The sequence below is a fragment of the Caballeronia sp. GAWG1-1 genome, from assembly GCF_023631465.1.
Classification (GTDB): domain Bacteria; phylum Pseudomonadota; class Gammaproteobacteria; order Burkholderiales; family Burkholderiaceae; genus Caballeronia.
In genome coordinates, this window is the sequence record NZ_JALQDB010000041.1 from 49,444 (window position 1) to 73,867 (window position 24,424).

The following is a 24,424-nucleotide window of genomic DNA, read 5'->3' on the forward strand; positions in this document are numbered from 1 at the left end:
GCAACCCATGCTCAGGCTGCCGCAAGCGCGTAGCGCCGGCAATGTTCGAGGTAGCCGGTTTCGTGACTGCCCACGAGTTCGACGATGCTGCTCCAAAGCCACAACGGCGCGTCGATCGATTTGGTCTTCGTGCGCCGTAGCTCCGAAAGCCAGCTGCGGCGGGTGTTCTTGTCCATTTGGCGCGCGTGCGCCTGACCGACGACGAGCGCGAGATAACGCGCGACTTCCATCGCCTCCGTTTGTCCGATCTGCTCGATCTCCAGCTTCAAATCCTGCGGCAACAATTCGCGCAGGATTACCGGCCGTCCCTGCAGACTCGCGGCGCGCATGCGTTCGCCGAGATGAGGCGAGAGATGGCGCGCGCCTTCCACGACGCGTTCGGCGTGATCGCGCGGCATCGACGTGCCGGGATAGCGCGGCGCGGCGGCCTTGACGCCTTCCTTGATGTCCATGATGCACAGATCGTCGCCTTCGATCACGCCGCCGTCGACATCGAGCAGCACGGCGTAGCGCAGACGTCCGAGCGAGCTACAACCTTTCACCCAGTAGGCGGCGTCGAGCACCGTGACTTCGCCGGTATCCGGGCGTCCGCGCAGACTCGTCGCGAGTTGCGTCACGCTGGCCTTTTCGAAGAGCGATACGATTTCGGCGCGCTCTTTCTTGCTGATCGGCCAGAAACGGTTGCCGAATGGAATGGTGGGCTGCACGTCGTCGAGCCGCTCGCGGGCAAGATGCTTCCACGAACGGCGTACCGCTTCGCGCATCACCACGCGAACAACTTCGGGCCTGCGCACGGAATTGGCGTCGCTATCCTTGTCGAAGGCTTCGGCGTAACCCGCGAACAGCGCTTCGATCATGTTGATGGTCGTAACGCCGGGCAGCGCCGATCCGCGCGCGGCCGTCGCGAGCGACAAGCCAAGCCGGATCAAATCGTGCGCGGGATTGCCGATAACCGTCTGGTCCAGATCGCGTATCTGGATTTCGATCTTCCCTTTCGCGTCCGCGATCGGGCCGAGATTCCCGGTATGACAATCGCCGCAAATCCAGATGGCCGGGCCGTGCGGCAAACTGCGAATCTCGGCTTCTTCGAGCCAGTCGTAAAACTTGATCGTGTTACCGCGCACATAGGCATGCGTCGAGCGTGCCATCTTGGCGTTGCGCTTGAGCTTCAGGATGTCCTGACGGCTTTCGGAATCAGGCACCTTGGTTTTAGGTTTGAGCATGTGGAGCAAGTAGTCGTGGGCAAAACGGGCGCATCGAGCGCGATTCGACGTTAGCTGCCGATCATCCGGCGCGCCATGTCGTTTTCGAAGCGATGCAATCGCACACCGTGTGCCTGAGCGGCAGACGCGGATTACATCTCCGGAATGCGGATATCCGCCTGGACGATTTCGCTGCCGCGCGCCGATGCGGCGTTGACGGCTTCGTCCTTCTTGCTATATGGACCAATGGTTTCGGCGCCATCGAACGGAAAGAGCAGACGGCCGTCGGTCTTTCTAACGACTTTCAGCGTGCCGAAAAATCCGGAGGTGGGCGAGCCACGGTACGACGCATAAATTTCGAAGTCGCCGGCGCTGACGCCAGGCGCGGGAACGGTATAGCGGGAGGGGGAAAGCACGAGCTTCGGTCTTCGTCCAGTCATGATCTTCATCGGTAGCGTACGAGGGCTCGCCGGGAAGCAGCCGGACACCGGGGCAACGGTTTGAGCATCGCGCCGCTCGGGTTTGTCGATCTTCCTGACGAGCGGTGCGAATACTGACTACCCAGCACTAACCGTTCCAGTCATCGGCCGCCTTGTCGTGCGGGTTTCGACAGGATGAAAGAAAGCGGTATCCGCTCAACGCGACGCTTATGGCGCAAGCAACGGGTCGATAAGCTTGGTGGACCAGGGAAGGATGACGGGCGCGGGCATGGCCAAATGCTGCACGGACAAACGCGAATGCCACGTAACGTGCGACGCGGAACGTGCCGTTACTTCGCGCGGCCCGCAAACCGTTCCATTGCCTTTTCGAAGCGCGGATCGCCGAGATAGCCGACGTTGAAGCGGAACCACGGCGAGACGCTATTCGCGTGCGCCGAGAAAATGGTGCCGGGCGCGAGAATCACGTGCTTGTCGAGCATCTCGCGTGCGAAGGCGATGGAGTCGTCGCAACCGGGCAGCCTGGCCCACAGGTACAGACTCTGATCGCTCACCTTGTAAAGCGTCGCGCCGCAACGCGTGAGCACTTCGACGCCATTGGCCGTCGCGCGCCGCAGCCGGTCTTGCAGGCGATTGGTATGCCGCAGGAAATGACCGTCGCTGACGATGGCGTCTAGCGTGCGTTCGCAGTATTCCGAGCTGCTGACGTGCGTGAGCATTTTCACGTCGGCCAGATCGCTTGCCAGATCCGCGCCGCACGCCAGAAAGCCGACCCGCAGTGCTGCCGATACCGACTTCGAAAAGCTGCCGACATAGATCGTGCGCCGCAATTGATCGAGCGCGCAGATGCGCGTGGCCGAGCGCGGCTTGAGATCGGCGAGGGCATCGTTTTCGACGACGATCAGATCGTGCGCTTCGGCAAGCCGCAAGATGCGATGGGCCTTGGCCGCGCTGATATCGGTCGCGGTCGGATTATGGCCGACCGATTGCGTGAAGAAGAGCTTCGGACGATGCGTCTTGAGCTGCTCTTCGAGCGCCACGATATCGGGCCCGTCCACACCGCGCGGCACGCCGACGATATTCGCGCCCGAGAGTTTGAGCTTGCCGAAGAGCGCGTAGTAACCGGGGTCATCGACGAGAACCGTGTCGCCTGCGCGCACGAAGTAACGCACGACCATGTCCATGGCCTGATTCGCGCCATGCGTGAGGACGATCTGCGGCGGCGCGGCCTCGATCTCGTATCCGGCCAGCTTTTGCTGCAAATGTTGGCGCAACGGCAGATAACCGAAGCGGCTGCCGTACCGAAAGAGCGACGCGACGCCCGTGCGCACCACGCGCTGATGAAAGTGATCGAGCCGCGTCTCTTCGAGCCACGCGACGGGCGGAAAGCCTTCGCCCACGTTGAGAAAGTCGGGCTTGCTCTGCAACTGTTCGCGCATGAGCCAGACGGAATCCATCGCGCGATCGAGTGTGGGCGCGTCTTCATCCGGTGGTTGCTGCCCGGCGACGCTCGCGACGAAAAAGCCCGCGCCGCGTCTCGGTTCGATCAGACCGCGCGCGGTCAACGCGTCGAACGCGCTGATGACGGTGTTTTTCGAGCAACCGTTCGCCTCAGCGTATTCCCTGATGGAAGGCAGTTTGTCGCCGGCGCGCAGGAGCCCGTCTTCGATCTGTCTGGCCAGATTGTCCGCCAGTGTTCCTGACAGGCTGGGCTTCTCATGGCGCATTGCATCTTCCTCTTATCGCATGTTCGCGTCTGTCATGGGTACAGTGCGCGCGCTGTCTTCTCGAATTGTACCTTTCCATTGGGTACAGCAAGCCTATTATTCGCCCAACCGCCGCACGCCCGCAAGCTTCGCGGGCGACGGATCGGACATCCATCGAAAGAGATAAGAGGAAGACACATGACAGATTCGCAATTGCCCAACTTTCGCGCGATGTCACCCGCGCAGCGCCTGAGCCATATTGCCCAGGCGACTGGCATGGACGACGCCGAGCACGCGCTACTGAAGACGCCCGGCGCGCTGCCGCTCGAAACGGCGGACGGCATGATCGAAAACGTGATCGGCACGTTCGAGTTGCCGATGGCCGTCGCAGGCTACTTTCAGATCAACGGTCGCGACGTGCTGGTGCCGATGGCGGTGGAAGAGCCGTCTATCGTCGCCGCAGCCTCTTATATGGCGAAGCTCGCGCGCGTGGAAGGCGGCTTTCGCACGTCGAGCACCGGTCCGCTGATGCGCGCGCAGGTGCAGGTGGTCGGCGTGTCGGACCCGTATGGCGCGCGTCTCGCTATCCTCAAGCATCGCGACGAGTTGATCGAGATGGCGAACGCACGCGACAAGGTGCTGATCGGTCTTGGCGGCGGTTGCCGCGATATCGAAGTACACGTGTTTCCGGAAACGCCGCGCGGCGCGATGGTCGTCGCGCATCTGATCGTCGATGTTCGCGACGCCATGGGCGCCAACACCGTCAACACGATGGCCGAAACCGTAGCCGGGCGTATCGAGGAAATCACGGGCGGCAAGGTGCGGTTGCGTATCCTCTCGAATCTCGCGGACTTGCGGCTTGCGCGCGCCTCCGTGCGCTACAGCGCCGCCACGCTGCAAACGAAGGAGTATTCGGGCGAAGACGTGATCGCCGGTGTGGTCGATGCCTATCTCTTCGCCGCCATCGATCCGTATCGCGCCGCGACGCATAACAAGGGCATCATGAACGGTATCGATCCGGTGATCGTCGCGACCGGCAACGACTGGCGCGCGGTCGAAGCGGGCGCGCATGCCTATGCGAGCCGCGGTGGCCGCTATACGTCGCTGACCACGTGGGAGGTGGCGAACAACGGCGACCTCGTCGGCGCCATTGAAATGCCGATGCCCGTGGGGCTCGTCGGGGGCGCGACCAAGACGCATCCGCTCGCGCGGCTCGCGTTGAAGATCATGCAAGTCGAATCGGCGCAGGATCTCGGCGAAATCGCCGTGGCCGTCGGCCTCGCACAGAACATGGGCGCGTTGCGCGCGCTTTCCACGGAAGGCATCCAGCGCGGCCACATGGCGCTGCACGCGCGCAATATTGCGCTGGCGGCGGGCGCGAGCGGCGCGGATATCGACTGGGTCGTGAAGAAGATGGTCGCCGCGCGCAACGTGAGCGTCGACTACGGCATGAGCCTGCTGCGGGGGCCGCGCGATGCATGAGCTTCCGAAGCGCGTGCGGATTGTCGAAGTCGGTCCGCGCGATGGCTTGCAAAACGAACCGTCGCCCGTCTCGGCAACGGTGAAGGCCGAACTGATCGAGCGTCTGATCGATGCTGGCGTGCGCTATGTCGAAGCCGCGTCGTTCGTCTCGCCGAGATGGGTGCCGCAAATGGCCGATGGCGCGCAAGTGCTCGAGCGCGTGTTGCCGTCCGCGCGCCGCACGGGTACGACGCTCGCCGCGCTCGTGCCGAATCTCAAGGGACTCGAAGCCGCGCTCGCCGCACACGCGGATGAAGTCGCGGTGTTCGCGGCGGCGTCCGAGTCGTTCTCGCAGAAGAACATCAACTGCTCGATCGACGAAAGCATCGCGCGCTTCGAGCCGGTGATCGGCGCGGCGCGCGAGGCAGGCGTGCGCGTGCGCGGCTATGTGTCGTGCGTGCTCGGCTGCCCGTTCGAAGGCGAAATCGCGCCGGAAGCGGTCGCGCGCGTCGCCAAACGGCTTTACGATCTCGGCTGCTACGAGATCAGCCTAGGCGACACCATCGGTGCGGGCACGCCGCTCAAGACGCAAGCCATGCTCGACGCGTGCGCCGCGCAGGTTCCGCTGCAGGCGCTCGCCGGCCACTTTCACGACACGTGGGGCATGGGTGCCGCCAACGTGCTGGCCGCGCTGCAACGCGGCGTGGCGACCTTCGACAGCTCGGTATCCGGTATTGGCGGATGCCCTTATTCGCCGGGCGCGACGGGCAATGTCGCGACCGAGGACATCGTCTACCTGTGCGAAGGCATGGGCATGACGACGGGCATCGACCTCGACAAACTTGCGGATGCGGGCGCGTTCATTTCGGCAGCGCTCGGACGCGCAACATCGTCGCGCGTGGCGCGTGCACTGGAGGGCAAACGCCAGCGGGAAAGCGCGGCGCGCAAGGTTTGACGCACGACATCAATACGATACGAACTCCGTATAAGGAGGAGACATGGAACAACAACTCGCCGCGCCTCAGCGCGGTCATCGGGCAACGACGAACGCGGCCGAGGCCGACTACAAGCTCGTCGAAATCTGGGGCGATACCGTCGATACGCGGCATCTCGCTTGGTCGGTCGTGCTCGGCATCGCGATCAGCTATGGCGCGTTCGCGGCGGCCAATCGCGTGCTCGCGGCCTATGTACCCGACCCGGCGATGGCGCGCGCCTACGCAATGCTCGTCGGTCTCGCGGGATGCCTGGTTGCGGGCGCGGTCTGCGCGAAGCTGTTCCGCCCGAAGCGCGAAGTGATCGAGGAAGCGCATGGCGCGGCGGGCCGCGAGGAAGTGCTCGCGCAACTTGCGAGCGAAGCGGGTGGGCTCGGACGCGTCGCGGATCTGCCGCCCGCGGTGGCGGCGGAAATGAAGGAACTCGGCCTCTACGAACTCTTCGCCGATTACGAAAAGCGCGCCGATGTGCGCGAAGGAGCGCGCTGATGGAACCGCTCGTTCAACAACTGCTCGTCGCGCTGTCGATGGGTCTCATCGGCGCGGTCGTCTTTGCGGGCATCGGCCTCATCTCGGGCACGGACGAAACCACCACGCTCGCGCCGCTCACGCTGCTCGTCGTGTTGCTGGGTGTGCCGCCTGTCGGCGTATTCTCGTTCTTCATGGCGGGCGCGGTCTCCAAGCACATGACACACGCGATACCCACCGCACTGCTCGGCATTCCCGGCGACACGCTCGCCACGCCGCTTCTGCAACAAGCGACGATGCTGCGCAATCTCGGCGTGCCGCACATTGCGCTGCGCAAGATGATCTCGGGCGCGATCATCGCGGCATTCGTCGCGGTCCCGCTCGCGGTGCTGTTCGCCGTGCTGCTCGCACCGTTCGGGCCGGTCATCACGAAGGCCGCGCCGTGGGTGTTTCTGGCGGCGGCCATTGCCATTGCATACTCTTCGTCGGGACGCTGGGCTTCGGTGCTGCTGCTCGTGCCGTTCGTGCTTTTGATTATCGGCTTGCAGGCGCTCACGGGCAAATACGGCGTCAAGCTCTCGGTCAGCTACTTTCTCGGCATCGCCATCGGGCCGCTTATCGCCGATCTCTTTTCGATACTTTCGCCCGTGGGCCGCGCACATATGCGGCGCGATCGTCCGCGCACGTTTTCGCTCGCGCCCGATGTGAAGGGCTGGAGCGGTTACTTCCCGAATCCGCTGAAGGTGCTCGATGGCCAGCAACGCGGCTGGGTCGTCGCGACCGCCGCCATCTCCAGCGCGACCTTCGTGTTCAGCCCGGTCGCCATGACGGTCGTGCTCGGCGAACTCGTCGGCTCGCGCGTGAAGCATGCGTATCACCGGCTCACGACCGTGATTTCGGCGCGTAACGGTGTGACCGAGGCCACGTATATCGCCGAGGCGCTGATTCCGCTCATCGCTTTCGGTCTGCCGCTGAGTCCGGTCGCGGCGGGACCGGCCGCGCCGCTCTTCAACGCGCCGCCGCGCTTTACCGTGGATACCGCGACGGGTCACATCAACAATCTTCACACGATGATGACGACCTGGCAGTTTCTCGGCTTCGGCTTGCTTGCAGTGGTGCTGGCGGCACTCGTGGCCTATCCACTGTCGATGAACTACGCGCATCGCGCGGCGTCGTTCGTCGCACGCAAGCTGAGTCACGAGGCGATCATCGCGACCTTCGTCGGCTTGATCGTGGTGATCAGCGTGTGGGAAGGGCAACTGCTGGGGCTGCTCGTGATCCTGACCGTGGGGCTGATCGGCGGACTATTGTCGCGCTTGTTCGGCTTCAACACCGGCGTGCAGTTCATGGGCTACTACACGGCGGTCCTGAGCGTGCCGGCCATCACGAAGCTCTTCGGCGGCTAGCCGCGCGTGGACGTATCCTTGATGGTTCATGCCATCGAGGAGCGAATGTGACGAGTAAGGACTTGAAAGAGCGCGCGGTGTCGCCTCCCGTGGTGCGGCACGCCGCGCCGCAAGGTCCGTGCGATGAACTGATCATTCGCACGCAGCCTGAAGCGACCGATCGACCCTGCCGGCGCAAACGGCTCGCGCTGGCGGCGACGATCCTCGGTTCCAGCATGGCCTTCATCGACGGCTCGGTCGTCAACGTCGCGCTCTCGTCCATTCAAAGCCAGCTTGGCGCGAGCGTCGCGGCCATGCAGTGGGTCGTGAACGCGTATCTGCTTTCGCTCGGCTCGCTCGTGCTGGTCGGCGGGTCGATGGGCGACAAGCTCGGCCGTCGCACCGTGTTCATCGCGGGCATCGCCATCTTCATGCTGGCTTCGGCGGTATGCGGCTTCGCGCCCGATACCGCGTGGCTCATCGGCGCGCGGGCGGTGCAGGGCATCGGCGCGGCGCTCCTCGTGCCGAGCAGTCTCGCGATCATCGGCGCCGTGTTCGAGGGCGAAGCGCGCGGACGCGCCATCGGCACATGGGCGGGCGTTGGCGCAATTACGTCGGCGCTCGGTCCGGCGGCGGGCGGCTGGCTCGTCGATGCCTACTCATGGCGCGCGATCTTCTTCCTCAATGTGCCGCTGGCCGCTGCGACCATCGCGCTCGCCATGCTGGCCGTTCCCGACAGCCACAAGCCCGACGCGACACAGCGCCTCGACTGGCCCGGCGCGGCCTGCGCGGCGGCGGGACTCGCGGCGCTGACCTATGGACTCACGGAAGCATCGGCACGCGGTTTCGGGAATCCGCTCGTGCTGTGCGCGCTGGTCGTCGGCGTGCTCGTGCTTGCCGTGTTCGTCGCGATAGAAGCGAAAAGCGCGGCGCCGATGATGCCGCTCGATGTCTTCCGCTCGCGCGACTTCAGCGGCGCGAACGTCGTCACGTTGCTGCTGTACTTCGGCTTGGGCGGCGTGTTGTTCTTCCTGCCGTTCACGCTGATTCGCGCCTATGGCTATACGGCGACGCAAGCGGGCGCCGCGCTCTTGCCGATGCCGCTCATCATCGGACTGCTGTCGCGCGTGACAGGCGGCGTGACGGGGCGCTTCGGCGCGCGCACATTGTTGACCGTGGGGCCGTGCGTCGCGGGCTTCGGCTTCGGCATGCTCGCGCTGCCTTTCGTGAGCGGCAGCTACTGGACGGGCTTTCTTCCCGCGCTCGTCGTGCTCGGCATCGGCCTCACGATCACGGTCGCGCCGCTCACTTCGGTCGTCATGGCGTCGGTCGAGAGCGAACGCGTGGGCGTGGCATCGGGGATCAACAATGCGGTTGCACGCGTGGCGAGCCTGCTTGCGATTGCGCTGCTCGGCATTGTGTTCGTGTGGTCGCACGACGCCGCGATGGCTTCCAAGGCAGCATCTGTCAGCGATGCCAGCGCGGTCGCCGGCGCATTGCGCGCCGTCGCGTTGCTGTCCGCGCTATGCGCTTTCGCAGCGGGAGGCGTCGCGGTCGCGACGATTCGCTCCGGCCGTTAAGTGTTGTTTATGTTCATTCGACGCTCGGCGGCGTGACGCGCGATGAGCTCGTCGAGCCGCGAAAGAAAGAGGCGCAAGGTCGGCGACTGATTCGACTTGCTATAGCCGACAGCCAGGTCGATAGTCGGTGCATCGCCCGCCAAGGGACGGCTGACGACGGACCACGGCATCAGGTTCTGAACGTACGATGGAATCAACACGAGACCGCGTGTCGATGCCACGAGCGACATGACCATCGCCGGGTTATCCACGCTCTGCGAAGGCACGATATGCACGCCCGAGCGTTCGAGGTAATCGTCGACGACGGAACGCAGCACCTTCGCCTTGCCCGCCATGGCAATGAACGGTTCGCCCACGAGGTCTTGCGGCGCAATCTCGGCGCGTTCGGTCAACGCGTGATCGCTCGGCATCAACACGACGAGCGGTTCTTTATCGACGATGTAATACGCCAGATCGAAGTCCGGCTCCGCGCGCATGAAGGCGAGGTCGAGCTTGCCGCGCGCGACGCCTTCCGCGAGTTCGGTCGAATAATCGCTCGATACCGTGACATCGACGTTGAGCAATTCGTCGCGAAGAATATGCATGGCGCCCGGAAGCCAGTTCATCTCCTGGCCCGTGAGAAAGCCGAGCGCGAAACGTTGCTTGCTTGGCGTCGCGGCACGGCGCGCGGCTTCGACGGCGGCATCGACCTGATTCAAGGCGATTTTCGCGTGCTCCATGAAGGCCTTGCCAGCGGGCATCAGATCCACGCCGCGCGCGGTACGCTCGAAGAGGCGCGTGCAGACCTGATCTTCCAGATCACGGATCTGTCTGCTGAGCGAAGGCTGCGACGTGAACAGCCGCTGTTCCGCCGCTTCGGTCAGACTGCCGGTTTCCGCCACTGCAATGAAGTACCGCAGATGCCGCAGTTCCATGGGATTCCCGTGCGAATCGTTGAACGTATCACCCGGAGATTATCCGGGCAATCGTCCAACTGCACGAGTCGTCATGCGCGTTCAACGGTCAAAGCTTCGAGCCGCCGTCCACGTGTAGCGTCTCGCCCGTGACCCAGCGTGCGGCATTCGAAGCAAGAAAGGCCACGGCGTCGCCAATATCGTCCGGCTGCGCAATGCGTTTGAGCGCCTGCATGCCGAGCGTGAGTGCGCGGCCATCGTCGGTCTTCGTGAAGTTCGACATATCGGTTTCCACGACGCCCGGCGCCACCGCATTCACGCGAATGCCGCGTTCGCCGAGCGTCGCCGCGAGGTGCTTGACGAGCGTATCGACCGCGCCTTTGGTCGCGGCGTAAGCGGACAGCGAGGTCACGGACGCGCGCGCCACGAGCGACGACAGCAAGACCACGCTGCTGCCCTTGCACATCGCGGGAAGCAGTTGCTGCACGAGGAAGTAGGGCGCGCGCACGTTCACGGCGTAGAGCGCGTCGAAGTCATCGACGGTCGTATTCTCGATGCTCGCGGCCTTCGAGATGCCCGCGTTGGCAACCAGGATGTCGAGCCTGTCGCCGACCACTTCACGTACACGCCGTGCGAGTTGATGCGGTCCGTCTGCATCGCGCAAATTTGCCTGCACTTCCTGCGCGGTGCCGCCTGCGGCGCGAATCTGCGCGACGACGGCTTCGGCTTCCTGTTCACCGCTGCTGTAGTGAACCAGCACGCTTGCCCCTGCACGCGACAGCGCGATAGCCGTTGCGCGACCGATACCGCGCGATGCGCCCGTGACGAGCGCGGTCTTGCCTGAAAGATCGTTCATGTCGTTGCTCCTTTAATAGGGAAGAGAACGCGTCAGCCCGCGGTCTTGCCACCATCGACGGTGACGATCTGACCCGTGACGAACGAGGCCGTATCCGAAGCAAGAAAGACGATTGCGCGCGCGATATCGACGGGCGTGCCAACACGTCCAAGCGGCACCTTCGATGCAAGCGCGGCCTTGCGTTCGGCTGTTCCGGTGAAGCGATCGAGCATGCCGGTATCCGTGGGGCCGGGCGCCACTGCGTTGACCCGCACGCCGAGCGCCGCGACTTCGAGTGCGGCGGACTTCGTCATGCCTTCGACCGCATGCTTGCTGCCCGCATAGACCGACGCGAACGCCGCACCTTCATGCCCGTAAGTCGACGACACGTTCACGATGCTGCCGTGCTTCTGCGCCTGCATGACGCGCAGTTCGTGCTTCATGCTAAGGAGCGTGCCGAGCACGTTGGTATCGAAAGTCGATGCATAGCTTGCGGCGCTCTGATCGACGATCGCACCGGGCTGGCCTTCGGTGCCCGCGTTGTTCACGGCGGCATCGATACGGCCGAAGTGCGCGACGGCTGCATCGACGAGATCGCGCACGCTGTCTTCGTGGCGTACGTCGGCGGCAACGAAGAACGCTTCTGCACCGCGTTCGCGCAGTTCGGCTTCGAGCGCGCGTCCTTCGGCTTCACGCCGGCCCGATACGACGATGCGCGCGCCGCTGTCGGCAAAAGCAAACGCCGTTGCGCGGCCAATGCCGGTGAGCGCGCCCGTGATGAGAATGACTGGCTTGTCCATTTCGTGACTCCATCGAGGTCTGATAGAGACGGGGTTGTGTTGAAGACCCGTCGGTGGAATCAAATGTAGGGTGCGTGCTTGCTCAAGAAAAAGACTTTCGAGGCAGCCGGTCATGCCTGCGAGGCATGACGCATTGGGATCACGAACTGGCCTCGCGTTCGGGAAAACGCCACTCCTGTCCAGCGACGCTATGTGCGTCACGTCACATTCAATCGCCAGGCGCGAGTCTATAAAGACTGGTCGCGACCATCCAGACGTTGCGCGTCATTCGTCGTACTTGCGTACATTCGCAGCCCGCCCCCAACGGAGTTTCCATGAACACGACGATGAGCATGAGCTTCAAAACCCGAATGAAACGCACGATCAAATGGCGGCTGATCGCCGTGGTCGCCGCGTTGCCGGACTGGGTTCAGACGCTGCTCTTCGTCTCGTGGATCAGGCGCTTCGGGGAACGCGTGCCCGTCTTGCGCGTGCTTTATAACGGCTGCTATAGAACGCATCCTATCGACCGCATGCTCGGCACCGATACAGGCGGCGTCTATCCGCCCGAATCCGACAGCGGCCCCGGCGCCGATGCGGGCAATCTACCGTATATGGGATCGCAGCCAAGCATCGTGCGGCATGCGCTGCAGCAACTCGGAGACGTGCGTGGCAGCACGTTTATCGATATCGGCTGCGGAAAAGGGCGGCCGATGATCGTGGCCACCGAGTTTCCCTTCGACGCCGTGCTCGGTTATGACCTGGCCGAGCCGCTCATCGAGATAGCGAACCGCAATGCCGAGATCGTTGCGCGCCGGTTTCCGCAGAGGATACGCATGCAGGCCTTCGTCGAGAATGCGCTCGAACTCGCATTTCCGAAGGGCGATCTCGTTGTCTTCCTGTTCAATCCCTTCGGCGCCGCGCTCATGGCAACGCTTCTGAACAATCTGGAGAAAGCGGTTGCAGATGCAACTATCCGCAAACTCACGGTGGTTTATATCTACCCCGTCTGCGCGCATGTCTTCGATCAATCGCCGATCTTGACGCGACAGCTCTCGTGCTCGATTCCCTATGACAGTCACGAAATAGGCTATGGGGCAGAGTCGGAGCAGACTGTGATCGTCTGGAGCAACGCAGCACGAACGGACGTTTGAGTTCCGGCAATGTGCGCTAGTACACGTTCACTTTCGTTGGGTATTCTAAATATTCGTTGAACCCTGCGCGAAGTGAACCATACTTCCTTGGCATTTTCCGATCACTACTGCCACGTCGGCTGACTCATCAGAAGAGTCGGAGGCGGAGCGTTCGCGGGCAATCCGCGGGCACGAGGGGACAAACATGGCTTCCACGATTACCCGGCGCTCGTTCGTCACGGGGACGGCGTCGGCGCTTGCGCTTGCGTCCATACCCGAACTCGGTTTCGCTGCGACGCCCAATGTCATACGGCTCGAATGGCAAGTCTTCAAGACAACGCCTCACTACGCGTCGTTTCTCAATGCCATCCGCACCATGCGAGCCACGGCCGACAGCAGCAAACCGGCATCATGGCAGTACTGGAGCAACGTGCATTCGAATTATTGCCCGCATGGAGTGGCGTACTTCCTGACGTGGCATCGCGGTTATATCTATTACTTCGAGCAACAACTGCGCACTGTGTCAGGCGATAACACGCTGACGCTTCCGTACTGGGATTACTACACGTATCCCGTGATGCCCTCCGAATTCACCGATACGGCGAGCGGCAATCCCTTATACACATCGCGTGTGAACACGAACGTCTATCAGGCGCTCGATTTGAGCCCGTTCGCGCGCAGCGTCGCCAATTTTCAGCGCGGCACGAGCAACGCGTTCGAGACTAAACTGGAGAATGCACCGCACAATCCGGTGCATGACATCATCGGCGGATACATGGCGGATATCATGACCGCGCCGCTCGATCCCATTTTCTATCTGCATCATGCGAATCTCGACCGCCTGTGGAATGCCTGGTCGTTACGCTCGACGAGCAAGGTTCCTGCGGCCAACAACAAGTACTGGTCCGGCAGCTTCACGTATGCGACCAACCTCACGATGACGAAGGCCAAGACGCGGACGACCACGGGGCTGGGATACGATTACGCCAACGATACCGTTCCAGTCATCTTGCCACCGCAAGCAGAACGCGGCGGAATCATTCGGGTTCAGGCGCAAATGTCACCCATAAGCGGACGTCCTCAGATCGGCACCTTTACCGCAAGCGCGGGGCGCACGGTGTCATCCACGCGGCGTTCGCTTGGCGGCGTGAAGGGCGTGGCCCTTGCCGACAACTCCATCAGCGCACGCATTCCGCTTCAAGCCGCCAATGCCACGTTGCTGCGCGATACGCTTGCCGTGGCTCCGGAAGCGGACGACAGCAGCGCGATCGAATCGCAAGCGCAGTCGCAATCGCAAGCGGCCAGGCCCGCCGCTTCGGGATTTCGTCATGTGAATCTCGTGCTGGACGGCGTGTCCATGCCGGCGGCGGCACGTGCCGGCGGATTCTTCTACAACGTCTATGTGAATTTGCCCGCAACCGGCGACCCGGATGCTCAACGCGATGCTCACTTCGTCGGCACGCTCGGCGCGTTCGAGGTATCGACAGCGACGCATCACGGCGGCAGCTCGATCGAGTTTCCCGTGACTGAATTGCTCGCGCGCGCGGGCGTGACGAACCCGAATGAAGTGGTCGTGTCGTTCGTGCGCGTGAGCGGTGTGAATGCGGTTAAGGGAACGGCGATATCCATCGGCGAGATGCGCGTCGAACTTGCCGCGGATGCCCCATAAGCCGCGCTCACTGCGTTGATTTCTGTCCGTTTCTCGCGGTGAGTTGCTCGTACACGTCGTGCGACACCGCGAGCAATTGCGGCCGTGCAATCGCGCCCGATACCGCATAGCCGAAGTCGCCATCGACCCAATAGAACACGTTGACCGAGCCGTCCTGATACAGCTTGAACGCGGTGACGTCGCGGCTCACTTTGCGATGAGACACGTTGAGCGTGATGCGTTCGCCATTGGCATCGTGATACATGAACTGCGCGATAGGACCTTCATCGCCGGGCAAGAGACGGCCGCCCATCAGATTGAAGCCCACGCGCGTGAGCACGGGCGCGTGCACGTCGGTGCCGAGGCGGCTCGATAGCCACTTCACGAGTTCTTCTTCCTGATCCGCACCGACTTCGACGGGACGCGTGACCATTGGCGCATACGTGACATAGGCGATAGCCGATTGCCGCGCGAACGATTCGTCGCGGGAGAGACTGACGTGACGAAGCGAAGTGTTCTCGCCATTCGGCATGAGCATGTCGCGCGCTGTTTCGCTGAACATGCCGCCCACGCCGATGCCGATACCCAGCACGAGTGCCGCAGCAAGTCCCGCAAAGCGCGGCCAATTCGCGGCTTCACGTCGACCCGCATCGACCTTCGTGACAGTGCTGGATGCCGATTCGAGCGGCAGCACGAGACGTTGCGGCAGCGGCTCTTGCAATACGCGATCGTACCGATCATGCAGCATGCTGTTGAGCGAAAAGTAGTCGCTCACGCGGCCCGCGAGCGCGTCGTCGGTTTCAAGCAGCCGATCGATTTCCTCGCGCCGGTGTTCGGCGATCACGCCATCCACGTAGGCCTGGATTTCGTCCTCGCTGACGGAAGTCGATTGTCTGTTCATCGCACCACCTTCAATTGAGCGCTGTCCTGCTTGCCTGCCATTAGCGCGCGAAGCCGCTCGCGTCCGCGCGAAAGCCGCGACATTACCGTGCCGAGCGGTATTTCGAGGGCGAGCGCCACTTCCGCATAGCTCATCTCTTCGAGCCCGACAAGCAGCACCACTTGCCGCTGTTCGATGGGCAGACGCTGCAGCGCATAGTCGAGATCGCGCATTTCCAGCGATTGCGTGTCGCGGCTAGCCACCGCGAACTCGCTTTCGTCGATAGCTTCTTCATCGACGGAGACATGCACGGCTCGCGCATCCGCACGGCGCGTTTGATTGGCGAACACGTTGTGCATGATCGTGAAAAGCCACGCGCGCAGGTCGGTGCCGGACTCGAATTTTTCGGTGTTGCGCAGGGCGCGTTCGAGCGTGTCCTGCACGAGATCGTCGGCGAGTTCCTGATTGCGGATGAGCGCACGCGAATAGCGCCGCAAACGCGGTACGTGGTCCATCAATTGGTCTCGCACGCTCATTGCGGCTCCTTGCAGCGGGCGGTTCGATTGGTGACGCGTGCTTTCACGAGGCATTCCCTTGCATGTTCTGTTGCTTCGCCAGCAAGTCGGCCGCGCGCATCAGTCCTTGCGTGCCCGCTCTAGCGCCCACCACTGTGCGCACGCCAGCGGTCGAAGTCCATTCGAGAAGGCGCGCCGCATCGATTCTATGCGCCTGCCACGGCGTTCGCATGGATGCCGCGGGTGCGCGCATCGAGAGCAGGACGAGCGGTTCATTTAAAGCGTTGCGATAGGTGATTACGCTGACCGTCGAGAAAGCGCCGAGCGTCACGTTGCGTATGCAGGTAGCGCGAAATCCAAGCGACGAAAGATCGGGCGCGGCAGCGGCGGGAACGGGCGTTGTCGCTGTCGGTGCATCTATCGATAGTGCTTCGACAGCTGCGCGTTCGAGCGCCTCATCAGGGACGCGCACGGTGACCCAGATCGCCGAGATCATGAGCGCGAAACACGCCAGGATCGCCGCGAGTAACCGGAAGCGCAGGTCGATCGTGGGACGGCGCGATGCTGGTTGAGCGTGGCTGACGTCGTACATCGAACGCAGTTGCACGTTCAGTCGATCGTAAAACACGACTCTGCGCGCTTCATCCGGCCGCCGCGCCAGATAGGCGTGCAAGCGTTCGGTCCGTTCCGACGCGAGCACGCCGTCCGCGAAAGCCTGGACATCGGCTTCGGATAGACGCATTTCAGAGGGCGGATTCACGATTGCGGGCCTGTTCGAGGATCGGGTTCAATGACGCAAACAGCGCCACGCCGCGTTTATTCCGCAAGACGCGAATATTTTTCGATGCAGCGGCGGGCGAGCTTGCGGCCATCAGGAACCGGCGTAGATATGGCAGAAGCTGTAGGGCCCCACGCATTGCGAGGCGCTCATGTTCATGCGTGCGTTGCCCGAGTCTCTCGTGGACGCGGCGCCGCCGTATGAGGTCGTATCCGCGGACTTCGCATGCGCAACCTGGTTCTGATAGATCGGGCTGACGTCGGGATACGACGCATCGACCACGAGTCGCGAGCCGTTTTGCTCCGCCTGAACGAGTTGTGCGCGGACTTCGGCGCGTGTGAGGCTCTGCGCGAAAGCGCCTGAGGAGAGGACGAGTGCGGCGGATACAGCGGCGAGTTTGACGAGGTTCATGTTCGGCTCCTTGAGCGTGTTTAATGGGCTTGCATGTAGACAAACAACCGTTGCGGCGAATCTATTCCCGAGAATTTTCGGCATGAACGTGCTTGCTGACTGAGGGTTGGTCACTTCACTTTGTCATCGCGTGCGAGCAGTACGCGAATCTTCTGCTCGGTCTGCGCGTATTGACCTTCGCCGAAGTGGCTATAGACGAGTTTGCCGTTCTGATCGATGAGATAGAAAGCTGGCCAGTATCGATTCCCATAGGCTCGCCACGTCGCGAACTCGTTGTCTTGCGCAACGGGGTATTCAATGCCATTGCGAACGATGGCTTTCCTGAGATTGCCCGTATCGCGTTCGAAGCCATACTCGGGCGAATGCACGCCCACCACGACAAGCCCTTTGTCGCGATAGCGCGCATGCAAGTCCTTCACGTAGGGCAGCGTGTGAGCGCAATTGATGCAGTCGAAAGTCCAGAACTCGACGAGCACCACCTTGCCGCGCAGTTGCTTAAGATCGAGCGGCGCGCTGTTGAACCAGTTGTCGATACCCTTGAAGTCCGGCGCGTTTGCACCGTTCGCTACGGTTGCGGTAGCGGGCAACGAGACATGAGTGGATGCGAAGACCGCGAACGCCGCGCTGCCCGCGATGCCGGCTGCAACAGCGGCGATCCTGAAACGACTGAACATGATTTACTCCTTTGGGGTCGATGTCAGGTCGTATTGGATCGCGGCGGTGTATCTCGCTTGTGGTGGTTATGAATCGGCGTGTGTCGCTTCAGGATGCGGATACGCTGTGATACGAAGCGTATCCGCAAGGCATCAGCATGACGACGCTGTAGCGCAAGCTCAATGGCTCGCGTTGTACGTAAGATAGCGCCAGACAAATTCATCGCCGATGCGCTGCACCTTGCCTGCTGAGGTCATCGGGAAATGCGCGGGAAAGACCGTTGCATTCGTCTCGGCTGCATGGTTCAAGAGCCATTCGCGCGAAGCGCGTGCGAGATCAGGTCGAAGGCAGAAGGTCGAACCGAACTGCGGTCTTGAAACTTGCAACGGGCTATGCATGACATCGCCCGAGAAGAGCGCACGCTCGTTGCCGGACGTTATCTCTATCGCCATGTGTCCCGCGCTATGCCCGAAGGTTGGCCAAAACCGGATGCCTTCGCGAAGGATTGCGCCTTCGTCCGGCACGGTAAGCGCTATGCCCGCATCGATCAAAGGCGCAACGCTGTCATCGAACACCATGCGTCGCGGTGCGCCCGCGGGCGTGTCGAAGAACGCGCGCTCACGTTCGCTGAAGACATTAGTCGCGTTGGGAAACACAGGCGTCCAGCGCCCGTTCTCCCAATGCGTATTCCAACCGACGTGATCGACATGCAAATGCGTGAGCAGCACATAGTCCACGCGATGCCGGTCGAAGCCCGCCGCTTCGAAACGCTGCAGCACAGGGTTGTCGAGCCGGTCGAATAGCGCACTGAAGGGTCTTGGCTTTCCGTTGCCGATGCCCGTATCCACCACGAGCGTCAGCCCGTCGATCTCGACGACCCATAGATGTGTGCGTAGCGTCACTTGCTGATTGTCTGAACCGATGCTCGCCAAATCCTCGTTGGGAAACAGCACGTCGGCCCTTAACGAAAATTCCGTTTCGTCGATACGCGTGACTCGCATTTCGTTAAGACGCCAGTCGAGCGCTGTGTTCATGCGTTCTTCCTCGTAGTCGATGCAATGCGCGTCGTCGCCAATGCGTAAAGCAGGGCGCTCGCAAGCGCGGATACACCGCCGACGATGGCGAGCGCCGTGCCTAAGCCGGCATGCGCACCCGCGAGATGCTCGTTGAGGTAGCCTACCGCGAGCGGACCGACGCCGCCGCTTATCGCATTGGTCATGAAGACGAGCAGCGCGATCGAACGGCCGCGCATGCGATTAGGCACGGCGATTTGCAGCGGCACAGGGGCGAGCGCCATCGCAATGCTCGCGGCGAGCGCGCATGCGCCGTAGAGCAAAATCGCGAGCGTGCTGTTGGTCACGAGCGGCATGGCGATGGCGGCGGGCACCAGCGCGGTAACGGCACATGTCGACAGCATGAGGACTTTGTGTAGCGTGCGTTCGTCGGTGACGCGCACGGCGAGCATGCCAGCAAGCGCCACGCCCATTATGCCGCCGGTCATGTAAGCAGGCGCGGCCATCTTTCCGACCATGGCGGGCGCAAGATGGAAGTGCCGCATGAGCAAGGTGGGAAACCACGCGGCATGCGAATAGAACAGCGTGATGAGCGCGACATAAGCGGCAAAGTACGGTGCGCAGAAGCGATTGCGCACGAACAGTTCGGCGAGCACTTCGCGTAGCGAGGGCAGGGCTTCATCAAAATCCGTATTGGCGATGCTGATAGTCGTGGCTTCGCGTCTTGCCGGCTCGCGAATCGTCAAGGCAACGAGTGCTGCCAGCACGAGTCCTGGTGATCCGACGAGCACGAAAACCGCTTGCCACGGTTGAAAGCCATGCGCGGCGAGCCATATGCTCACGTCGCCGCCAGCGGCGGATAGCAGCATGCCGCCGCCGAAGAGTGCAAGCCCGCCGCCGATATACGGTCCCAGCATGAAGACGCTGCTCGCTCGCGCGACCTTACGCGGCGCGAAGATATCGCTGAAGATGGAGAGCGCCGCAGGACTCAGCGCCGCTTCCGCGATGGCGGTTCCCGCGCGCGCGAACAGCAGTTCCGTGAAGCTCGTCGCGAAGCCGCAAAGAGCCGTGGAAATGGCCCAGATCGCGACGCATATGGCGATCAGCCTGACGCGATTAGCGCGATCCACGAGACGCGCGACGAACACACCCGCAGTCGCATAGCACATGGTGAACGAGAAGCCTTGCAGCAGGCCGATTTGAGTATCGGTGATGCCGAGCGTGAGCTTGATCGGCTGCACGAGAATGCTGACGATCTGACGGTCCAGATACGAAAACGCGAAGCACGTGAAGAACAACAGCACGACGTACAGCGGATGACGGACGTCGAGCGGGGCATCGGCGTTAGAAGCCGACGCAAGCGGATGAGCGCTCATGCGAATGCTCCTTGAAATCAGTCGAGGGATGCTTCGGCGGCAAGAAGCGCAATGCAATCGCCAGCTTCGACGCGGGCAAAGGTGCGCGCACACATCACGCGACCATCGCCACGAAATGCGATGTCGCGCGGCGCGCGCCACGGTTCTTGTGGATCGAAGAGACGGCCCGCGAGCTGACCCGAGCGCACTTCGTCGTTCAAGGCGAAGGCGGGTTCGAAGACGCCCGCATGCGGCGCATACACGTAATGCTGCGTGCCTTCCACGCGTAGATAACGCGTCCTGGGCGGCGCATCGTGCGCGGCATCGTGCAATACATCGAGGCGATGCAGCACGCGCTGCAAACCGCTTTCGACGATAGCGAGATTCGCCGCGTCGCAGCCGGCATGGCCGCCGAATTCGCCGCATAGGAAGAGCGTGTCGTGGCGTTCGGCCGCGGCTGCGAAGGTGCGATCCTCGCCGAGCAGATCCATGATCATGGTGTAGGGCGCGCCAAACGCGCGCACCAGATCGAGATAGCGCGCGCGACGTGCGGCATCGCCCGATGGCGGCGATGCAAGCAGTGTCGGCGCATGTTCGAAGCTCGCGCCGCCCGCGTGCAGGTCGATGACGACATCGGCGCGCGGCAGCAGTTCTGTCTCGACATAATGCGCAATCATCTCGGTCGGCTTGCCGTGACGTGAGCCGGGGAAGAGCCGGTTGAGATTGCCGCCGTCGATAGGCGATGTGCGCGAGCCATTCACGAACGCCGGAAAATTCAGCCCCGGTATGACGATGAGACGACCTCGAATTGAAAGCGATGGCATGCGCTGCATGAGCTTCATCAGCGCGACGGGGCCTTCGTATTCGTCGCCGTGATTACCGCCGGTAAGAAGCACCGTGGGGCCGTCGCCCGCGTTCAGGACGGCGAGCGGAATGGGAATATGACCGTATGCGGAACGGTCATGCGACCACGGTAGACGCAGTGTGCCGGTCTGAAAACCGTGGCGTTCGTAGTCGATATCGGTTGCAATGAGCGAGGCTGTAGTGGACATGAGCGGATCTCGAATCGAGTAGGTTCGTATCCACTATTGCCGACGAAATATCCGCTGGCCAATGCCGTTTTCTCCAGCGGGCGATGCCTTCAGGGCATCACGCTTCAGGGTGCTTTTGCGCTTCGAGCAGTTCGATGAAGCGTTGCAATGCCGCGCTGCCGTGCTGCGCAAGAAAGCAGAATTCGAGCGGCAACGGCACCGACAGGTCCTCCACTTCGACGAAGCGCACGCGTGCGGGCGGACGTTCGCGATTGGCCGCATTTACGAGCGCCGCGCCGACGCCTGCCGCGACGAGCGAGAGAATCGCGGTTTCGGTGGAGGCTTCCTGGCGAATATTCAGCGTGAGACCGCGCTCGGCGCACGCGGAGATGAGGCGGTCATAGTAGGCCGCATAGACGTGTCGCGGAAACGCGATGAACGGCAGCGCGGCAAGCTCGCTTGCACGCACCCTGGTTTGCGCGGCGAGCGGACATTGCTCGGGCACCGCAAGCACCACGTTCTGTTCGAGCAGCCGGATGCTGGCGAAGCCATCGGGCAGCGCGCCGAAGCGGTAACAAAAGCCGCCTTCGAGCCGTTCGGCGGCGATGGCATCGAGTTGCTCGGGCGTGTTCATCGGCTGCAATTCGAGCGCTATGTCGCGAGCGTTCTGCTGAAACGCGTTGAGCGCGGACAGCACGAGACCGCTCCACGATGCGTTCTCGACGAAGCCCACACGCAAACGTCCTTGTTCGCCCGATGCAATGCGATGCGCGAGCCGGTTCGCGGCATCGACATGGGCGAGGATCGCGCGTGCTTCGGAGAGATAGGCGATGCCGGCAGCGGTCAGCTTCAGGCCGCGCGGCGTGCGTTCGAAAAGCGTCGCGCCGATGGTCTGTTCGAGATCTTGAATCTGCCGGGAAATGGCGGGCTGCGTGACATGCAGATGCTCGGATGCGGCGCGCACGCTGCGCAATTCGGCAACGGCAATGAAGTAACGAAGATGGCGCAGTTCCATGTGTTGGTCGGGCGTGAGACGGCCATGTGAGCGGTGAGAGACACGAAGAAGTCTCTCACTTTGCCCAAGGAACTGCGATGCGAATGACCTTGGAAGAAGGCTTGGTGTTATGCGGCACGCGCCTGCAACGCGGCGCTTTCTTCGCGCGCGGCCTTTGCGGCCTTGGTCTTGCCTGCACGCGACGGCGGCTGGCAGATTCCGCAGACCATGCCGGTCGTGATGTCCTGCGAGTGCGCCACGAACTTGCCGTGGCAGCGCTTGCAGCCCGCGAGGCGCAGCATGCCGGCTTCCTTGAAGCGCACCAGCGTCCATGCGCGCGTCAGGTCCATTTGCAGCGGCTCGCCTTGCATCGTGAAATGCTCGGCATAAAGACCATAGGCGCGGCTCAAGAGATCGACGCGGTCCAGTTCGCGGCTGTTGGCTTCGAGAAACGCATAGACATTGGCGAACATGGATGCATGGATGTTCGGCCCCCATGTCAGATACCAGTCGGCGGAGAAGGGCAGCATGCCCTTGGGCGGTGAAGCACCCTTCACTTCGCGATAGAGGCGAATGAGACGGTCGCGCGAGAGCTTCGGAAACTCCGACTCGAGCACTTGCATGCGTGCGCCGAGCTTGATCAGCGTAACCGCGCGCAGTACCTGGCTGGCGTCGTCGGCGAGACTCTTCGTCGATGCAGTCGTGCTCATGTTCAGGCCACCAAAAGCGATGCGTTGGATGCGGCAGAAGCGCTTTGCGCGCGTTCCGTGAGACTGGCGAGGCCCGTGAGCAGCGCATCGCCGCCAAGGCGGAAGAAGCACAGCAGTTGCGACGACGAAGCCAGCCGCACGGTCTGATCGGGCGACAACTGCGTCAGCGTTTGAGCCATTTCGGCGGACAGGCCGAGATGAGCCTGCGCCGCGTCCCGGTCTTCGGTCAGCACACGCTGCGCAAGCAACAGATAAGACAGGTTCAATTCACGAATCGAATCGAGGGTTTGGCTGTCGTGCGTCATGGCGTTGGACCGAAGTTGACTGTGACGGGGAGTGTCGGAAACATCAGTTGTTTCAGAGCACGGAACCGATTGTGAGGCGATTCTATTTGTCATGCAACACAATGTTACAGAGGCAAACCTTTGCGATCGGACTATTTTGAGTAGGCAAACGTTTATGAGAGAAGATAAATACTTTATTGGCGTCCTATCCGGCGAAAGAATCTTCTCGCATGGACGGAATATGGGTCCGCCAGTGACGCTTCTAGTCTGATCATTCGTAAATATTTCCGCTGGTTAAAGAAAAAGCTGCTCAGGCCTTTGATCGTTAAAAAAGTCATTTTCGGCAAAATGTTCCGTAAAAATTTCTTTCGCCTGATGTATGAAAACGACAGAGTTACCACCCGTGAGGCGGAATTGTTTCCGCAAAACTTGAATCCGGATGTGATTCGGCGGTTCTTCACAGAAGGTTGTCGGCAGGCGAAAACGAGAGCGGGTATCCGCAATGCAACAATTTTGGCCGAGTTTTTGTCATCCCTCCTCCTCAAGGCGCTCGGACCGCCGAGATGCCGCAATTCCTTGCACCGCCTGCCTTGGCGGGGCATTCCGCAGTCTAGTTCTTCCCTATTTTGGTTTCAGCGCGCATCTATCGTGCAGCACTGCAACAATTTTGAAGCAAGTCTTTAACGGGCTCAAAAACATGGCCATTAAAAAAGCTCCACTGGCCGATAAAGGCGCGCAAACGCTAAAACCGGTATTCGCGAAACACTGAAAGACGCTTGAAATGTAAGCAGGATCATTAGGCGGCGATTTAACGTGTTCGAAACTGAATCATTTTTCATCGCCCGCACTTCGTATGGCCCGGCACATTCCGGCTGACGCCTTGCTGGTATGAGGATTGAGGGCTCCTGGCACGCCTCTCGCTTATGTATGACAAAGCACGGTAAATAGTCGCGAACGGGAATCGAACAAGCGGCTAACGGTGCTACGGGGCTGGCCCTGAGGTTTTGATGATCGCCGTCAGATGCGATCACGAAACCTCAAGTGGCCAGAAAAAAGCACAGCGCAATGCGCACAGACCAAAAAGTCAAAATCATGTTGAGCCTTCAATCAGACCTGCACGGCAACCATTTGTTGGGCGCGCTTCCGGCGCAAGAATGGCAAGCAATCGCTCCTCATCTCGAACTCGTCCAGTTGCGCACGGAACAGTTGCTTTGCGATTCCGGACAACGCATTCACCACGTGTACTTCCCGACCACGGCTATCGTCTCGCTTCTGCATAC

General features: G+C 61.8%; 25 protein-coding genes and 1 pseudogene. 9 read left to right on the forward strand and 17 right to left on the reverse strand.

Features of this window, described 5'->3' with window-relative positions; translation table 11 throughout:
• Positions 1–11: 11 nt before the first annotated feature.
• The 3 genes from NCT03_RS29395 to NCT03_RS29405 all read right to left on the reverse strand — a co-directional run bounded on the left by NCT03_RS29395 (position 12) and on the right by NCT03_RS29405 (position 3,366).
• Positions 12–1,223: a DUF2252 domain-containing protein gene (locus NCT03_RS29395; protein WP_244831788.1), complete on the reverse strand. Its 1,212-nt coding sequence runs from the start codon at positions 1,221–1,223 to the stop codon at positions 12–14.
• 131 nt (positions 1,224–1,354) lie between these two features.
• Positions 1,355–1,642, reverse strand: coding sequence for a DUF6723 family protein (locus NCT03_RS29400; protein ID WP_250469853.1), 288 nt, complete (start codon positions 1,640–1,642; stop codon positions 1,355–1,357).
• Between the two features lie 329 nt (positions 1,643–1,971).
• A complete protein-coding gene (locus NCT03_RS29405) occupies positions 1,972–3,366 on the reverse strand; it encodes an aminotransferase-like domain-containing protein (RefSeq protein ID WP_250494918.1) in 1,395 nt (464 codons plus the stop codon).
• On the opposite strand from NCT03_RS29405, the gene NCT03_RS29410 reads away from it, so the two are divergent.
• From NCT03_RS29410 to NCT03_RS29430, 5 genes are read left to right on the forward strand one after another with little or no spacing between them, the layout of a single operon-like run.
• Positions 3,358–4,827, forward strand: coding sequence for a hydroxymethylglutaryl-CoA reductase, degradative (locus NCT03_RS29410; protein ID WP_284503510.1), 1,470 nt, complete (start codon positions 3,358–3,360; stop codon positions 4,825–4,827). The two genes, NCT03_RS29405 and NCT03_RS29410, sit on opposite strands and share 9 nt — an antisense overlap.
• Positions 4,820–5,761: a hydroxymethylglutaryl-CoA lyase gene (locus NCT03_RS29415; RefSeq protein WP_250494920.1), complete on the forward strand. Its 942-nt coding sequence runs from the start codon at positions 4,820–4,822 to the stop codon at positions 5,759–5,761. The genes NCT03_RS29410 and NCT03_RS29415 overlap by 8 nt, the downstream gene beginning before the upstream one ends.
• Positions 5,762–5,804: 43 nt before the next feature.
• Complete coding sequence (locus NCT03_RS29420; RefSeq protein ID WP_250494921.1) at positions 5,805–6,287, forward strand: hypothetical protein; 483 nt, start codon at positions 5,805–5,807, stop codon at positions 6,285–6,287.
• Entirely contained in the window at positions 6,287–7,672 is a 1,386-nt protein-coding gene (locus tag NCT03_RS29425) for a tripartite tricarboxylate transporter permease (protein ID WP_250494922.1), read from the forward strand. Before NCT03_RS29420 ends, NCT03_RS29425 begins: the two co-directional genes overlap by 1 nt.
• A gap of 47 nt (positions 7,673–7,719) precedes the next feature.
• Complete coding sequence (locus NCT03_RS29430; RefSeq protein WP_502800441.1) at positions 7,720–9,231, forward strand: MFS transporter; 1,512 nt, start codon at positions 7,720–7,722, stop codon at positions 9,229–9,231.
• Here the strand turns inward: NCT03_RS29430 and NCT03_RS29435 are convergent.
• The 3 genes from NCT03_RS29435 to NCT03_RS29445 all read right to left on the reverse strand — a co-directional run bounded on the left by NCT03_RS29435 (position 9,228) and on the right by NCT03_RS29445 (position 11,759).
• On the reverse strand, positions 9,228–10,145 hold the full coding sequence (locus NCT03_RS29435) for a LysR family transcriptional regulator (protein WP_250494923.1): 918 nt from the start codon (positions 10,143–10,145) through the stop codon (positions 9,228–9,230). The genes NCT03_RS29430 and NCT03_RS29435 overlap by 4 nt on opposite strands.
• Positions 10,146–10,233: 88 nt before the next feature.
• Positions 10,234–10,980, reverse strand: a complete 747-nt coding sequence (locus tag NCT03_RS29440) for an SDR family NAD(P)-dependent oxidoreductase (protein ID WP_250494924.1) — start codon at positions 10,978–10,980, stop codon at positions 10,234–10,236.
• Between the two features lie 32 nt (positions 10,981–11,012).
• On the reverse strand, positions 11,013–11,759 hold the full coding sequence (locus tag NCT03_RS29445; protein ID WP_250494925.1) for an SDR family NAD(P)-dependent oxidoreductase: 747 nt from the start codon (positions 11,757–11,759) through the stop codon (positions 11,013–11,015).
• Positions 11,760–12,073: 314 nt separating this feature from the next.
• Here NCT03_RS29445 and NCT03_RS29450 point away from each other — a divergent pair, with 314 nt between their 5' ends.
• Positions 12,074–12,892: a class I SAM-dependent methyltransferase gene (locus NCT03_RS29450; RefSeq protein ID WP_250494926.1), complete on the forward strand. Its 819-nt coding sequence runs from the start codon at positions 12,074–12,076 to the stop codon at positions 12,890–12,892.
• A gap of 184 nt (positions 12,893–13,076) precedes the next feature.
• Positions 13,077–14,540 carry a tyrosinase family protein gene (locus NCT03_RS29455; RefSeq protein ID WP_250494927.1) on the forward strand — a complete coding sequence of 488 codons (1,464 nt, stop codon included), beginning with the start codon at positions 13,077–13,079 and terminating at the stop codon, positions 14,538–14,540.
• Positions 14,541–14,547: 7 nt separating this feature from the next.
• On the opposite strand, the gene NCT03_RS29460 is transcribed toward NCT03_RS29455, so the two are convergent.
• From NCT03_RS29460 to NCT03_RS29510, 11 genes are all read right to left on the reverse strand, one after another.
• Positions 14,548–15,420, reverse strand: coding sequence for an anti-sigma factor family protein (locus tag NCT03_RS29460; protein ID WP_250494928.1), 873 nt, complete (start codon positions 15,418–15,420; stop codon positions 14,548–14,550).
• Complete coding sequence (locus tag NCT03_RS29465; RefSeq protein ID WP_244831775.1) at positions 15,417–15,935, reverse strand: RNA polymerase sigma factor; 519 nt, start codon at positions 15,933–15,935, stop codon at positions 15,417–15,419. The genes NCT03_RS29460 and NCT03_RS29465 overlap by 4 nt, the downstream gene beginning before the upstream one ends.
• A gap of 43 nt (positions 15,936–15,978) precedes the next feature.
• Positions 15,979–16,674 carry an anti-sigma factor family protein gene (locus NCT03_RS29470; protein ID WP_244831774.1) on the reverse strand — a complete coding sequence of 232 codons (696 nt, stop codon included), beginning with the start codon at positions 16,672–16,674 and terminating at the stop codon, positions 15,979–15,981.
• A gap of 111 nt (positions 16,675–16,785) precedes the next feature.
• Positions 16,786–17,103 (reverse strand): DUF4148 domain-containing protein, encoded by a 318-nt coding sequence (locus NCT03_RS29475; RefSeq protein WP_244831773.1) that lies wholly within the window; start codon positions 17,101–17,103, stop codon positions 16,786–16,788.
• A 110-nt stretch (positions 17,104–17,213) separates the two neighbouring features.
• The gene (locus NCT03_RS29480; RefSeq protein WP_250494929.1) at positions 17,214–17,777 is read right to left on the reverse strand and encodes a thioredoxin family protein; all 564 of its coding nucleotides are present in this window, start codon (positions 17,775–17,777) and stop codon (positions 17,214–17,216) included.
• A 159-nt stretch (positions 17,778–17,936) separates the two neighbouring features.
• Complete coding sequence (locus NCT03_RS29485) at positions 17,937–18,791, reverse strand: MBL fold metallo-hydrolase (protein ID WP_250494930.1); 855 nt, start codon at positions 18,789–18,791, stop codon at positions 17,937–17,939.
• Entirely contained in the window at positions 18,788–20,146 is a 1,359-nt protein-coding gene (locus NCT03_RS29490) for an MFS transporter (protein ID WP_250494931.1), read from the reverse strand. Before NCT03_RS29490 ends, NCT03_RS29485 begins: the two co-directional genes overlap by 4 nt.
• Positions 20,147–20,163: 17 nt before the next feature.
• Positions 20,164–21,177 carry a succinylglutamate desuccinylase/aspartoacylase family protein gene (locus NCT03_RS29495; RefSeq protein WP_250494932.1) on the reverse strand — a complete coding sequence of 338 codons (1,014 nt, stop codon included), beginning with the start codon at positions 21,175–21,177 and terminating at the stop codon, positions 20,164–20,166.
• A gap of 97 nt (positions 21,178–21,274) precedes the next feature.
• Positions 21,275–22,171: a LysR family transcriptional regulator gene (locus tag NCT03_RS29500; RefSeq protein ID WP_250494933.1), complete on the reverse strand. Its 897-nt coding sequence runs from the start codon at positions 22,169–22,171 to the stop codon at positions 21,275–21,277.
• A gap of 107 nt (positions 22,172–22,278) precedes the next feature.
• The gene (flhC, locus tag NCT03_RS29505; RefSeq protein WP_244831767.1) at positions 22,279–22,860 is read right to left on the reverse strand and encodes a flagellar transcriptional regulator FlhC; all 582 of its coding nucleotides are present in this window, start codon (positions 22,858–22,860) and stop codon (positions 22,279–22,281) included.
• A gap of 2 nt (positions 22,861–22,862) precedes the next feature.
• Positions 22,863–23,165, reverse strand: a complete 303-nt coding sequence (locus NCT03_RS29510) for a flagellar transcriptional regulator FlhD (protein ID WP_250469837.1) — start codon at positions 23,163–23,165, stop codon at positions 22,863–22,865.
• A 297-nt stretch (positions 23,166–23,462) separates the two neighbouring features.
• Here NCT03_RS29510 and NCT03_RS29515 point away from each other — a divergent pair, with 297 nt between their 5' ends.
• Together NCT03_RS29515 and NCT03_RS29520 are read left to right on the forward strand one after the other, a co-directional pair.
• Positions 23,463–23,828, forward strand: a complete 366-nt coding sequence (locus NCT03_RS29515; RefSeq protein ID WP_250494934.1) for a hypothetical protein — start codon at positions 23,463–23,465, stop codon at positions 23,826–23,828.
• 408 nt (positions 23,829–24,236) lie between these two features.
• Positions 24,237–24,424: pseudogene (locus NCT03_RS29520) on the forward strand (Crp/Fnr family transcriptional regulator); the annotation flags it as partial.